The sequence below is a fragment of the Brasilonema angustatum genome (assembly GCF_059505445.1).
On the sequence record NZ_JCACKO010000149.1, the window covers coordinates 39,057 to 52,123 of the forward strand.

The 13,067-nt window shown below is 44.0% G+C and carries 13 protein-coding genes; 7 read left to right on the forward strand and 6 right to left on the reverse strand.

The genetic code is table 11. From position 1 onward, the window contains the following. Positions 1–56 precede the first annotated feature (56 nt). Positions 57–689: a phycobiliprotein lyase gene (locus AC5JM2_RS31245; protein ID WP_495839310.1), complete on the reverse strand. Its 633-nt coding sequence runs from the start codon at positions 687–689 to the stop codon at positions 57–59. An 11-nt stretch (positions 690–700) separates the two neighbouring features. On the opposite strand from AC5JM2_RS31245, the gene AC5JM2_RS31250 reads away from it, so the two are divergent. The 4 genes from AC5JM2_RS31250 to AC5JM2_RS31265 all read left to right on the forward strand — a co-directional run bounded on the left by AC5JM2_RS31250 (position 701) and on the right by AC5JM2_RS31265 (position 3,862). Continuing rightward, positions 701–826: a hypothetical protein gene (locus AC5JM2_RS31250; protein ID WP_495839312.1), complete on the forward strand. Its 126-nt coding sequence runs from the start codon at positions 701–703 to the stop codon at positions 824–826. 39 nt (positions 827–865) lie between these two features. After that, complete coding sequence (locus tag AC5JM2_RS31255) at positions 866–1,687, forward strand: pentapeptide repeat-containing protein (RefSeq protein ID WP_495839314.1); 822 nt, start codon at positions 866–868, stop codon at positions 1,685–1,687. A 307-nt stretch (positions 1,688–1,994) separates the two neighbouring features. Further along, positions 1,995–2,672 (forward strand): AIM24 family protein, encoded by a 678-nt coding sequence (locus tag AC5JM2_RS31260; protein ID WP_495839316.1) that lies wholly within the window; start codon positions 1,995–1,997, stop codon positions 2,670–2,672. Positions 2,673–2,896: 224 nt separating this feature from the next. Beyond that, entirely contained in the window at positions 2,897–3,862 is a 966-nt protein-coding gene (locus tag AC5JM2_RS31265; protein WP_495839318.1) for an acetamidase/formamidase family protein, read from the forward strand. 130 nt (positions 3,863–3,992) lie between these two features. Here the strand turns inward: AC5JM2_RS31265 and AC5JM2_RS31270 are convergent, their stop codons facing one another. Next, complete coding sequence (locus tag AC5JM2_RS31270; protein ID WP_495839320.1) at positions 3,993–5,198, reverse strand: MFS transporter; 1,206 nt, start codon at positions 5,196–5,198, stop codon at positions 3,993–3,995. Positions 5,199–5,814: 616 nt separating this feature from the next. On the opposite strand from AC5JM2_RS31270, the gene AC5JM2_RS31275 reads away from it, so the two are divergent. Further along, positions 5,815–6,006: a hypothetical protein gene (locus tag AC5JM2_RS31275; RefSeq protein WP_495839322.1), complete on the forward strand. Its 192-nt coding sequence runs from the start codon at positions 5,815–5,817 to the stop codon at positions 6,004–6,006. 1 nt (position 6,007) lies between these two features. On the opposite strand, the gene AC5JM2_RS31280 is transcribed toward AC5JM2_RS31275, so the two are convergent. The 4 genes from AC5JM2_RS31280 to AC5JM2_RS31295 all read right to left on the reverse strand — a co-directional run bounded on the left by AC5JM2_RS31280 (position 6,008) and on the right by AC5JM2_RS31295 (position 10,611). Beyond that, the gene (locus AC5JM2_RS31280; protein WP_495839324.1) at positions 6,008–6,778 is read right to left on the reverse strand and encodes an SDR family oxidoreductase; all 771 of its coding nucleotides are present in this window, start codon (positions 6,776–6,778) and stop codon (positions 6,008–6,010) included. 122 nt (positions 6,779–6,900) lie between these two features. Continuing rightward, entirely contained in the window at positions 6,901–7,809 is a 909-nt protein-coding gene (locus tag AC5JM2_RS31285; protein WP_495839326.1) for a helix-turn-helix domain-containing protein, read from the reverse strand. A gap of 281 nt (positions 7,810–8,090) precedes the next feature. Next, positions 8,091–9,071, reverse strand: a complete 981-nt coding sequence (locus AC5JM2_RS31290) for a 2-dehydropantoate 2-reductase (protein ID WP_495839328.1) — start codon at positions 9,069–9,071, stop codon at positions 8,091–8,093. A 7-nt stretch (positions 9,072–9,078) separates the two neighbouring features. Continuing rightward, a complete protein-coding gene (locus AC5JM2_RS31295) occupies positions 9,079–10,611 on the reverse strand; it encodes an acyl--CoA ligase (RefSeq protein ID WP_495839330.1) in 1,533 nt (510 codons plus the stop codon). A gap of 381 nt (positions 10,612–10,992) precedes the next feature. Between AC5JM2_RS31295 and AC5JM2_RS31300 the strand changes: the two genes are divergently transcribed. Continuing rightward, a complete protein-coding gene (locus AC5JM2_RS31300) occupies positions 10,993–12,135 on the forward strand; it encodes a BMP family ABC transporter substrate-binding protein (protein ID WP_495839332.1) in 1,143 nt (380 codons plus the stop codon). 339 nt (positions 12,136–12,474) lie between these two features. Continuing rightward, positions 12,475–13,056: a sporulation/spore germination protein gene (locus AC5JM2_RS31305; RefSeq protein ID WP_495839471.1), complete on the forward strand. Its 582-nt coding sequence runs from the start codon at positions 12,475–12,477 to the stop codon at positions 13,054–13,056. The last annotated feature ends 11 nt before the right edge of the window (positions 13,057–13,067 follow it).

Consider the following 13,067-nt stretch of genomic DNA (forward strand, 5'->3'; position numbering starts at 1 on the left):
CTGTCCCATTTCTTTACAAGGATGCAATAATTTGTGACATACTCCAGTTACCAAACTTAACTTCCTGATGCTCTTGCCAAATTCTGTTCAATAAGTTGATTTAACGTTGCCTCTGATACGCAACGGCGTTCTGAGCAATATGTCATCATATATACACCACTCATCGCACGCACAGTACTAACACGCACACGAAAGTCATCAGTAATAAACCAGCACCGTTCTTGTCCCTGGTTTATATCATATTCCGTGTCCATTGTCAAAATGCCATCTTTTCCAAACCAGTAGCGACTAACAACGGGCATTTTTTCCACGTAGCCGCGATCGCGGATGAGTTTTCCAGACAACAAACTTTCATCATCTGGCACATCAACAAGCACCGCTGCTTGGTCTGGATTGGGTTCGCGATTGTCCTGGTTTTCCTGCCACATAAAACTGCCTCCCCCCATTGCCCTGGCAGGATCAATTCCTTGATTTTCACAAATCGTTTTCACTCTTGGATCTTCTGGTTCAACGACTTGAATAATCAAATTTGACTCCCCAGACTGATCCGCAGCCAGGTCAAAATGGTGGACAGTGCGTTGGGTAAACCACGTGCCTTGACTCTTACGAAAAAAGTCCATCATAGTCATGGGTGGAATCAGCCGCATTTCTAACCTCAACAGCAGGAAAAGTGTAAAGGAATGTAACAAGAATTTATCTGATGTCTCACATTGTACACTTTTATCAGTTATCAGTTATCAGTTATCAGTTACCAGGGGGTCAACAAATCGGTTTCCCTGTTCCCGTTCGGCTGACGCTCACCTTGGCGTTGCCTGTTAACTGTTAACTGTTAACTGTTCACTGTTCTAAGCGCTCCTTAAAGAAAATGACTGCAAAAAACTCCAATATTTCCTTATCTAGTAACATCGCAGCCCTCAAAGCAGGAGAGGCTCTCAATCATGAAGATTTGTATCAGTCCGACCTCAGGGGACTCGATTTGCAACGAGCAAACCTGCGCCAGATAAATCTGGTTGGAGCCAATCTGAGTGGGGCAATTCTGTGTGAGGCAGATCTGAGTGGTGCGGATCTGCGTAAGGCTGACTTGCAGGGCGCTGATTTGAGCAATGCCAATTTGCAAGGAGCATTTTTGCACCGGACATATCTTCAAAAAGCAAATTTCAGCGGTGCGAATTTGGAAGGAGCTAAGCTACAAGCAGCTCGATATGATCAAGACACGATTTGGCCCGAAGGATTTGCTTACAAAACCTGTGGGGCAATTGGTCCTGGTGCTAATCTTAATGGTGCTCACCTCAACACTGCCAATTTGAGAGATGCTGATTTGAGGAATGCAAATCTGTTGGGAGCATATCTGTGTGGTGCAGATCTCACTGGAGCAAATTTACAAAATGCACGCCTGAGTGGTGCGGATTTACGGTTAGCGTATTTGACAGGAGCTGACTTACGGAATGCGCGACTCAATAATGTAGATTTACAAGGGGCAGATTTACGAGCTACCAACTTCAGTGGTGTTGAAATCGAGTACCTTCAGAGCATTGCTGGAGCAGATTTTACTCTTGTTCAGGGATTGAGTGAGGCGATAAGAGCGATGTTACTCAGCCGTCCTGCTTTAGAATTGGATGCTTGGAATTCCTTTACTCGCAAAACAACGCGTCAAAGTTTAGAAATTGGTGATAGCGCAAATAAATAAGCCAGGACTTAGGCAAAAATAACCTACTTGCACCCGTTGCGACGAGGAGTGCGCAATCTCACAGTCTTGTTCTTTCATAACTCGTGCGTGAGTCCTATAGGCGTTACATTTTTGCGGGATAGTTTTATTTTATTTGCTTAAAATAAAACTATTTCTCTCGTTCCTTGTCTCTGGCAGGGAATGCATAACTGTGGGTTGCTGCTTCTATATAATTGTTGGAAGGTGAGGAGAGCGCGAATGACATGAAACAAGCAAACTTAGTCTTGGAAACAATGAATTTGTATTTCTGTAATAACAGAGGAAAGCAATGGCAACTTTTGAGGTTATAACAAAAGAAGGATTGCGCTTAGTCAAGGTTATTTTGCAACACGAAACCGTGAAAACGGAGTCTGGTGCTTTGTACTATATGCGTGGCAAAATTAATATGGAATCTAAAGCACCTTCAGCAGGTAGCTTTTTTAAATCTTTAGCAACAGGTGAAAATATTTTTCGACCCACTTATACAGGAACTGGTGAATTATACTTGGAGCCTTCTTTATCTGGATTTCACATCATAGAGTTAAATGGCACTGAATGGATTTTAGACAAAGGAGCATACTGGGCAAGTGATGGTTCTGTAGAAGTCAGTGTTGAGAGAAATAAATTATTTTCTGGTTTAGTCGGTGGCGAAGGTTTGTTTCAAACTAAAGTCAAAGGTAGAGGAAAAGTGGTCATGGTAGCCCAAGGACCTGTTGAAGAGATACATTTGCAAAATGACCGCTTGGTTGTCGATGGTAATTTTGCGATCGCTCGCACGAACACCCTAAAATATCGAGTTGAAAAAGCCACTAAGTCTATTTTGGGTTCAATGACTTCGGGTGAGTTTTTAGTCAATACTTTCGAGGGAACTGGTACCGTGCTACTTGCTCCTGTTCCTTATTGGGGAGAGATGTTGCTGCGTCAAATAATCTCAGCGCGTCCGACAAATACTTCTAGTTCAGAATAATTATGAAAGCGTAGAAAAGGAAGGAATTATAAATTGAGTTATTCCCTCTATGCAATTTCTAATTTAGAATATTTCTCTGGTTCCTTGTCTCTGGCAAGGAATGCATAAGTTGAGGCTCTGCCTCAGTATAATCATTGAGAAGCAAAGCCTCCTGCAGTGCATTCCTATGCAGAGCATAGGGAACGAGAGAAAAACACAAAAATAACAAAATACCATAATAAACAATGCCTCACCACATTCTCAAAGCCACTAGGGAAACTGTGCATCTAGGTGGGTTCTCTCATCTTTTAGAACCAGCACTCACGGTGGACTCTGGCGATACAGTTGACGTAGAAACATACACTGGTTACTACGTTTACGACAAAGCACCACCGGAGTTTCTCACACCTGCATTTGTTGATATTTGCCAAAATCTTTCTCCAGAACGCAAAGTTGCAGCAGGACCACATTTGTTGACAGGACCAATATATGTGCAGGGTGCGGAACCTGGAGATGTTTTGGAAGTCAAATTAGAAGCAATCACACCAAGTTTACCTGTTGGCTTCAATGCAATTCGTACAGGTTGGGGAGCATTACCACATCATTTTCATCAACCAGCTTTAAGATTTCTTCCTCTGAATTTAGAAGATAATATTACAGAATTTCCAATTGGTAGCGGTATCAAAATTCCTCTCAAACCCTTTTTTGGTATCCTGGGTGTCGCGACTACAGAAGCATCCCGAAACTCAATTCCTCCTGGTAATTATGGTGGTAATATTGATAATCAGGAACTCCAAGCCGGGACTAAGATTTTTCTGCCAATTTTTGTTCCTGGTGCTTTATTTTCTATTGGTGATGGACACTCAGTTCAAGGAGATGGGGAAGTTAATGTCACCGCAATTGAGACTTCAATGAACGGCACAATTCAGTTAAAAGTTCGCAAAGATTTACAATTGACAACGCCAATTGCCGAAACATCTACAGATATCATCACTATGGGATTTGGTCAAACATTAGATGAAGCTTTGGAACTGGCTTTAAAAAACATGATTGACTTTTTAGAACGCTTCATCAATTTGTCGGCGGAAGATGCTTATGTTTTGTGTAGTTTAGCCGTGAATTTTCGCATCACTCAAGTTGTCAACAGTCCGCAAAAAGGTGTTCATGGAATTTTATCAAAGTCCATTTTGCCTAAAGCAATTGAATTATAAAAATCTTATTTTTTTAATATTAGACATCTTGCAAAAATGAGATTTTACGACGTTCTGTTTCCTGTTCCCTGTTCCCTGTTCCCTGTTCCCTACAACTGCCACGAAGTCTATTGATTTTGTATGCTTACAGTTAAGATGGCGTATCACTGCTTTGCTTTAACTTAAGTAGAGGAATGAGAAACCAACAAAGCATTGTAAATACTGCACTAACAATGACAAGGATGGAAACTGGAATTCCCCGATTATATAAGTAACCACCCAAGATAGGACCCGGCTGTTTAGCCAGGTTATACACGGACATTAGCAGTGCGTAGGTTGTTGCTTCCACACCAACAGGACAAGCTCTTGCTGCTAGTTCTAGTACACCCAGCATAGCTATCATGTAAAAAAATCCAAAAAATATACTCGCCAGGATAGCACTCTGCACATTCTGTATAAACAACAAACCGATGGTAGAGACAGCAGTTAACCCAATTGCAAGATTAAGCAACAACTGTCGTGACATTCTGGGGGCAAAAATCCCAAAAACGATTGCACCTAAACCATTGGCAATAGCTTCAAATGTACCTAAAAGACCTATAAATTGAGCGTCAAATTTCAAAGTATCTTTATAGTAATATACCAGGTAATCTACCAGGGGCGGAATAAGAGTGAATTCAAGGCAAGCAATAAAGCCAATAATCGCTAGAAACCGTTGCGATTTTAGTGTTGACCAAAGGGATTTCAAACTACTTCCCATTGAAACAGTTGTGTGCTGCTTTTTTTCATCTCCAAGTAATATGAAGGTTCCAATTAAACCAATCAACGGCACAATTGCAGTTAGCCCAAAAGCGATGGATAGATTAGAATTTGTAGCGAGCCAGCCGCTGATATAATACAGAACCGCTTGACCAAAACTCAGAGCAGTCCATTGAACTGCTTGTAAGAGAGCTGTTTTGCCTAACATCGTGCCTTGAACGACCATGATTTTGTCTGTCAGCACATCGCTAAAAGATATGCATACATTGACTAAAAGAAGACCGCCTGCCAGCATGTTAACCGTATTAAATTGAAAACCGCATAATCCTAATAAAAGAATCAGCGCTAGCCCATAGCAAATAAAAAAATAGCTTTTGAACTGATAGCCAAAGAGCGGAATTGCATCCTGAATGATTCCGAAAAATGGTCTTATTAACCAAGGAATAAAAATAAAACTGGTGAAGCTTGCCAACTGTGCTGGTGAAAGTCCAAGGTTATCTTTGAGATAGATCCTTAATGGAAGATTGAAAAGTCCTGGATAACATCCATAAGATTGAATTAAATAATACAGAACCATCATGGAAATAAGTCGGCGCATTGCTGTCTAATCTTCCTTTGTTCTAATCTCCCTAGTATTGTTGCACACTAATTACATGTATTCTGTGCGTTAGATCAAGACGCAAAACCAAACTCCATTGCCGAAAGGTTGGTTTGGATGTCAACCACTTTTTCTAACTCAAAGCCAGACTTGTCAAACAAGTCCTGAAAATGTCGTCTTGTGCGCCATCCACGCCCAATATTTTTCTAGTAGTCCACTACATCAACTTTGAGGGGTAGATGAGGTGAAAAAATTTTTACTCTCCCCCAGCTTCACGGCAGGTGCTACAACGGAGGAAACCTCCCGCAGTCGCCACAACGAGGGGAACCCCCGCAAGGCGCTGCTCTCCGCAACGCACTGCCTCCCCTACTTCCCCTACTTCCCCAGCTTGCCTTAACCCGGCAATTTTGGGTTGTGAGAGCACTAGTACAGTGCGGCGTAAGTTTAGATAGGGTTATACTGCCAAACGCTTCCCCTTAAAAGTCCATATTTACACCCTAACCGAATTTACGCTTTGGAGTACTAGCAATTGCCAATCCCAATCCAGAACCCCCAGAGGTACCAGAGCGCTCTTTATTGAGTTCGTAGAAGCAGTCAAAAATCCGACTATGATGTTATGAAGCAATATTTAGAATATGTGCGCGATACGCGGAGCGTCAAGCGTATGCGCAAAGCGCACGCTGCGCGAACGACTGCCCTTCGGCAAGCTCAGGGATCGCGCTCACGCCGAAGTCCTCTGGCTTATCGCATTAGACAGGTCGGTCACATAGAACGACTGCCACACCCTGAGGGCGATGAACATCTGTAATTTACCGCGTCGTGTAACCGCCGTTGGCAAAGATAGTCTGTCCTGTGATCCACCATCCATCGGTGACCAAAAACAGCACAAGCGGCGCGATATCATTGATGTCAGTTAAGCCAGTCTTGGTAAACTTGCTCAAGTCTGCTGCTGCCTGATGATAAGCAGCCGACTCAGTAGTTTCTTGACCATAAAAGAACGGGGTTTCCATCGGTCCAGGCGCGACTGCCGTTACCGATATCCCACGAGAACCGAACTCTTTAGAGGCAGCACGAGTGAAGTGTTCTACCGGAGCCTTACTGCCTGCATAAATTGAATAGTAGCCCGTGAAAGCTGCGAGCAGCGACGTGACAATGGTGCAAATCTTGCCACCATCAGTAAGGCGCTTACCTGCTTCTTGCATAAAAAAGAATGCAGCTTTGGCATTGATGGCGAAGATTTGGTCATAGTCTTGCTCAGAAATTTCGGTGAATGGCTTCTTAATCACCATTCCGGCAGTATTGATAGCAATATCTACCTGACCAAAGTGCTGAATTGCTGCATCAAATAACTGGGTGACATTGGAAACCTGAGTTAGATCACCCTGAATGGCGAAGGCATCCGACCCCACTGCCTTGATCGTTGCCACCATTTGGTCGGCTGTGGCTTTGGAAGAAACACTGTTGTAATGGACGACAATCTTGGCACCCTGGTCCGCCAGCATTTTACTGATGAGTCCTCCTAAGTTTTTCGCTCCACCGCCCACGATAGCAACTTTTCCTTGGAGTGATTGATAAGTCATATCTTCTTCCTTAATGGGTTGTTAACTATGAGTCGCACAAAATTATAGAAGTCTGGCGATGGCAAAATCTTGAACAAAATCATGACCTTTGGAAGATTCCAACAATTTTATACGTTGCGGCTTCAGCCACCTCGTAATGCTTTAGGTGTTAACCCTGTGTGGCGGCGCATCAGACGAGTTAGATGGCTTTGGTCGGCGAATCCCGTCTGGCTAGCAATGTCTGAGATCGATAGCCTGGTTTGCGTCAGCAATGCTTTCGCTTTTTCGATACGTTGCGCTATCACATACTGGTGTGGAGCCAGCCCAGTAGATAGCTTAAAAAGAGTCATAAAATGAGAAGGACTTAGGTCTACTACAGTTGCAAGCACTTCTAATGAAAGTACTTCGCTCAGATGCTCATTAATATAGTCTTTCACTAATGCAACTTTAGATACTGACAATCCCTTGTTTGCTGGTAGCGCCTTGCTTCCTGCAACTGAATACCATCTTATCAGATGTGCAATCAGCGTATGAGTTAGGAATTCAGCGTAAACAGGATCAGGGGGTATGTCCTGCTCGAACTCAGCAATTAAGTTGAGCGCTAATGAACGTAGCAGTTCATCCCTAAACTGAAAGCGTGGTATCAGTTCTAACCCGCTATGACGATTCATTTGTTCTGCAATTCGAGTCATGAAGACGGGATCTATCCCTAGCAAGAGTATCTCGACCTCTGCACTCCAGCGTGGGGCAACAAAAAGACCTGCTGGATTGATAACTGTATCCCCTGCCGAGAAAAGCGATGTTTTGTGGCTACCATCAATTTTCCATTCCAAACTAGCAGAACTTCTGGAATGAACCACTATGACGTGTTTCGCTGCTTTGGCTGACGTGTTATTAAGCTCAACATTTGGCACATCAAGATTACGTTCAATGATAACTCCATTGAGCATGGAACCACTACCAGAAAGATTCAAAAGATCTGGCTTGATGAGCGAACGTTGTACAGATTCTAAATTATGCGTTCCGATTCTTTTTGGAGTTTTAAACGCCATTATGTCTCCATTTTGCCTATTAAATTACTTTGATATATAGGAATCCGGTTTGATTTGGTGTTCGCTTGCGTGGCTTTAGGCGCGCTTGCGTGGCGTCAGCCATAGCCATACTAACTCTTAACAGGTGAGTCTCCGTTCGGCACGGGGCCGTGCCCGCTCTTGCGCAGCTGTGGCCGTACCCACTAGTACAGTGCGGCGTAAGTTTAGATAGGGTTATACTGCCAAACGCTTCCCCTTAAAAGTCTATATTTACACCCTAACCGAATTTACGCCTTGGAGTACTAGTTCCCCATGTGGGTTTTCTCCAGCAACTTAACACTGGCATAGATAGCATTAATATGGGGAGTGGGAGTTTGCGTCAGTCTTCCCAGTTCTGCGACAGCACCAATGATCGCATCCACTTCTGTTGGACGAAACGCTTCAACATCCTGCAACATCGAAGTTTTGTGAGCACCAACTTTTTGGGCACCCTCAATTCGCTGATCCAAGGTGATGCCAAAATCAATTCCTAGCTTTTGGGCGATCGCCTGTGCTTCGCTCATCATCTGTTTTGCTAGTTCGCGAGTCAAAGGGTACTGGCAAATATGATCGAGTGTTGCACCAGTCAAGGCGCTGATGGGATTAAACGCTACGTTCCCCCACAACTTCACCCACAGATCAGTGCGGATTTGAGTGCGTATGGGTGCTTTCAAACCTGCTGACTTCAAAGCTTGCGCTAACAACTGAATTCGTTCGGTTTTAGAAGCATCGATTTCACCCAAACTGAAGCGATCGCCCTCAATATGTTTAATCACACCTGGTTCAACTATCTCAGCTGCTGGGTAAACCACACAACCAATCACGCGCTCAACATTAATATGAGCTTCAATGGTACCATCCGGATCTACAGATTGAATCGCAGTTCCTTCATACTCGCCGCCGTGCTTGCGAAAGTACCACCAGGGAATGCCATTCTGAGCTGTCACTACCATTGTTTCAGGTTTATAGAGAGAGGGGAGATTGGGAGCGATCGCCGCCACACTCGTAGTCTTAACAGCCAAAATCACCACATCCTGAGGTTCGGCTTGACTCATATCACTAGTTGCCAAACTTGGGGTAGCTATCTGGGTTGAGCCATCTGCCATAATCAGTTTCAGCCCATTTTTTTGAATTGCTTCTAAATGAGCACCACGAGCAATCAGCGTCACCTCATTGCCAGAGAGGGCTAACTTTGCTCCCAAATAACCACCAATAGCACCCGCGCCAACAATACAGATTTTCATTTTTTTATTACTCCCCTATCTTCAGCAACTTCGCCATATTCAACCGTTGCAACTTCCCTGTCGCTCCACGGGGTAGTTCATCTAAAATGTGAATTTGGTTAGGGACTTTGAAGTCTGCCAATAGGCTTGCACAGTAAGCCAAAAGTTCTTTTTCGCTGGTTTCACCCTTAAGGACGACAGCCGCGTGAATATCTTCTCCCAAGGATTTATGAGGTACGGCAAAAGCAAGGGCTTCAGCAACTGCAGGATGGCGCAGCAGTATATCATCCACTTCTAGTGGGGAAATTTTTTCACCGCCTCGGTTAATTAATTCCTTAATCCGTCCAGTCAGGCGCAGATACCCGTCAGCATCCAGTGTCCCCTGATCGCCAGTACGGAACCAACCATTCACAAAAGCAGTCGCATTAGCTTGTGGGTTATTCTCGTAGCCATCAATTACATTTGGTCCTTTTACCACAACTTCGCCCAAGCTTCCTTGAGGCAGTAAATTGCCATCTTCGTCCATAATACCGACTTCCACACCAAAGCCATAGCCAACCGTGCCCGGTTTACGTACTTTAGGCGGTAGCGGATTAGTCGCCATCAAGTGAGCAGCTTCGGTCATGCTGTAAGATTCTAAGACAGGAGCATTGAGCGTTGCTTCCATTTGTTCGATAATCACAGGGGCAAGGGGAGCGCTGCTAGAGCGAATGAAGCGGAAGCGGTTCGCTTTGATAATGGCTTCGTTGCGGCTAGCTCGCGCTAGGATTGTTTGGTGCATGGTAGGTGCAGCCGAGTACCAAGTGGGTTTATAAGTTTCCACCAGTTTCCAGAAACTTAGAGCATTGAAACCATCGGGTATAACGAGCGTTCCGCCAGATGCCAGAGTTGCCAGCATACACCCCACCAGCCCGTGAATGTGGAACAAAGGCATAAAACAGAGTGTCGTGTCAGCTGGCGAAAGTGAGTATGCACCGATAATATTATTAGCAGAAGCAATCAAGTTACGATGCCGAATCGGGACTCGCTTGGGACGACTCGTGGTACCGCTGGTGTGCAGAATCATCGCCACATCGTCGGAGTCGGGAAACTTTTGATTGCCCAAGGATTTCCCTTCCTCGGAAGCTGGTTTCACAAATTCAAAGCTTAATGTGCCGTTCTCGGTAACCTGAGCATGAATGTGTATCATGTCGGGCGTAGCAGCGGCAATTGCGGCTTCTGGCACGTCAGGCAGCGTAATCAACGCTTTTGCCTGAGTATCTTCGTAGTAAAAGCCAAATTCTTCTTGCTTGTATTTTGGATTGAGTGGTGCTGCAGTACCACATAAAGCCGCCGCAAGAAAGCTGAGTACCATAGGTACCCCGTTTGACATGGCAATGGCGATACGATCTGCGCGGAGCGCAGCAGCGAAGCTATCGCCCCGTTGCAAACCAAAACTGTTGAGTTGAGATACCAGTTCGACGACGTTCTCACGCAGTTGCTTATAAGTGAGTGTTGATCCCTCTGGTGCAACCAAGGCTGGATGATCGTCTTCCCCTGCTAAAAGCTCAAATATATTCATAGATAACACCTGGAGTAGCCAGGGGAATCATGGTTGATTGACAATATTGGCGATCGCCCGTACATGCCCGGAGGGCAGTTTGGAGAACTGCCCTCCCCCTGAGCGAAGCTCAGGGTAACAAAGCTCCGCTTTGTTGGGGTATAGGGCAGGCTATGCCATCGCTTTGCTGCGGCATAGCGGCACATCGCATTGTCAATCTAACTAATTACATATTTGTGTTGATTGAGCAATACGTGATTCCTATACAGTGGAAATGCACATTTTGCTACCGAGTAAACCAATGAAATTAGCAATTTACACGAGTTCACACGTGATTGTAATTACGGCAATTTCTGTTACTATAGGACACGCTAGGAGCGGCAATATCTTAATATTCTATTTATGGAGCGTCGTAAGTTTCTAAAGTATGCCACTTTAGCAGGAACTAGCTTTACATTTGCCGGCTGTAACCAAGGCGGTAAATTTCAACCACAGGGTGAAGTACCTGTCCCAGCTTCACCTATGGCGGCGAACGAAGTTCTTAAGGTAGGATTTATCTACGTTGGACCTATAGGTGAAGCTGGGTGGACTTATGCCCACGATTTAGGTCGCAGAGAAATGGAGGCAAATCTTCAGCAAAGGGTGAAAACCACTTTTTTAGAAAATGTTAGTGAAGATGCTGACGCCCAGAGGGTTCTTCGTCAATTGGCGTTAGAAGGTAATAAGTTAATTTTTGCGACTTCTTTTAGCTACATGAACCCAACTTTTGAAGTAGCAAAAGATTTTCCCAATGTTCGTTTTGAGCAATGTAGTGGACCCAAACGCGTTACAAATGTCGGTACCTATCTGGGACGCTTTGAAGAACCGCGATACTTAACTGGCATGATTGCTGGTAAAATGACAAAATCGAATGTGATTGGTTTTGTTGCTTCATACCCAATTCCTGAAGTGATTCGAGGGATAGGCGCGTTTACGCAAGGACTGCGGAAGACGAATCCAAAAGCAAAAGTAAGAGTGGTCTGGGTAGAGAGTTGGTATGATCCAGCCAAAGAAAGAGAAGCAGCCCAAACTCTGGTTAACTTAGGTGCAGACGTCCTAACACAAGATACTAACTCTGCTGCACCCATTCAACTAGCAGAGGAAAAGGGTATTTACGCTTTTGGCTACAACACTGATATGAGTAGGTTTGGTGCAAAAGCTTGTTTAACGTCAGTTCTGAATAAATGGGGTAAATTTTATACAGAGCAAGCCTTGGCTGTGATCAATGGTACTTGGAAGTCTGAAGAAGTTTGGTATGGAATAGCCCAAGAAATGGTGGATATTTCGCCCTTGAATCCTGTAATTCCTCAAGATGTTCAACAATTGGTGATGGCGAAGCGTGATGAGTTTATTAGGGGTGCAGCACATCCTTTTGATGGTCCGGTGAAAGACCAAAACGGTGTGCTGCGAGTCCCGAACGGTCAGGTGTTGAGTGATAGGGAACAACTTGCAATGGATTGGTATGTAGAAGGAATTGAAGGATTGATTCCAAAGGTACAATCGTGAAGGGCTAACTCTGATGAAAAAGCGCACGCTTTTTACAAAGAATTGGTTTTGATAGCTTTATTCGCGAAATTCTACAACATCGCGTTTGAGAATGACTTCATGATTACCAAAAAAGCTCTCAAGGAAAAAGACTTATAGGAATCCGGTTTGATGAGCGTGAATTGACAAAGTAGAGCCAGGGAACGCTTAACAGGGAACAGGGAACGCTTAAGAAGCAATAAAAGCGTACGGAGTTTTTTTAAAAAATCAAATAGGAGTCCTATATAAACCTCAAACCTTCTACGGATTGCATTGTCATATCGGTGTAGTCAATAGCAAAACCCAGGGGCAATAGTCATGATGAACCAAGTTATAAAATTAAGTAGAAAACATGTTGTTTCGTTTGTGGTTGTAGGGATAATTGTCAGCCTGAGCAGTTGTTGTTTTGGTTCCACCTCTGGTTATCTTGAAAGTATAACGCCAGCACTAGGTACAACAAAGAGCAAAACATCTACACCGACTGCACAACAAATACCAACTGAAGAAACTCTTATCCAAAATCAGACTTCCTCCAGTTCTGGTGCTGTGATAAAACAAACTGTCAACGTTAATTTGTTCACTAGTGATACTCAATGTCAAGAACTGATTCCACAAAAAGTTTCAGTCTCAGCCCAAGCACCTGTGACAGGTGCAGTCGGTAAAATTATAGAACAGTATAACAGCAGTGATTTTATTCTGTCTGGGTATCGTGTCACTGTTAAAGGTGGAGTTGCAACAGTTGATTTACGAATACCCCCCAATTCCGGGCGTCAATTCACTTCTCTTTCAGACTGTGAGCAGTTTGCTCTGTTTGGCAGTCTTCGCAAAACTTTATTAAGTAATTCTCAATGGAGTATTAAGGAAGTCCGTTTGATGGAAAAAGGAAAGGAAATAATTTTGTGAAAGAAACCAAG

Coding starts and splice junctions, on each gene's coding strand:
- AC5JM2_RS31250 (WP_495839312.1), top strand. CDS start 701: ATGTCTCACATTGTACACTTTTATCAGTTATCAGTTATCAGTTATCAG.
- AC5JM2_RS31255 (WP_495839314.1), top strand. CDS start 866: ATGACTGCAAAAAACTCCAATATTTCCTTATCTAGTAACATCGCAGCC.
- AC5JM2_RS31260 (WP_495839316.1), top strand. CDS start 1,995: ATGGCAACTTTTGAGGTTATAACAAAAGAAGGATTGCGCTTAGTCAAG.
- AC5JM2_RS31265 (WP_495839318.1), top strand. CDS start 2,897: ATGCCTCACCACATTCTCAAAGCCACTAGGGAAACTGTGCATCTAGGT.
- AC5JM2_RS31270 (WP_495839320.1), bottom strand. CDS start 5,198: ATGCGCCGACTTATTTCCATGATGGTTCTGTATTATTTAATTCAATCT.
- AC5JM2_RS31275 (WP_495839322.1), top strand. CDS start 5,815: ATGAAGCAATATTTAGAATATGTGCGCGATACGCGGAGCGTCAAGCGT.
- AC5JM2_RS31280 (WP_495839324.1), bottom strand. CDS start 6,778: ATGACTTATCAATCACTCCAAGGAAAAGTTGCTATCGTGGGCGGTGGA.
- AC5JM2_RS31285 (WP_495839326.1), bottom strand. CDS start 7,809: ATGGCGTTTAAAACTCCAAAAAGAATCGGAACGCATAATTTAGAATCT.
- AC5JM2_RS31290 (WP_495839328.1), bottom strand. CDS start 9,071: ATGAAAATCTGTATTGTTGGCGCGGGTGCTATTGGTGGTTATTTGGGA.
- AC5JM2_RS31295 (WP_495839330.1), bottom strand. CDS start 10,611: ATGAATATATTTGAGCTTTTAGCAGGGGAAGACGATCATCCAGCCTTG.
- AC5JM2_RS31300 (WP_495839332.1), top strand. CDS start 10,993: ATGGAGCGTCGTAAGTTTCTAAAGTATGCCACTTTAGCAGGAACTAGC.
- AC5JM2_RS31305 (WP_495839471.1), top strand. CDS start 12,475: ATGAACCAAGTTATAAAATTAAGTAGAAAACATGTTGTTTCGTTTGTG.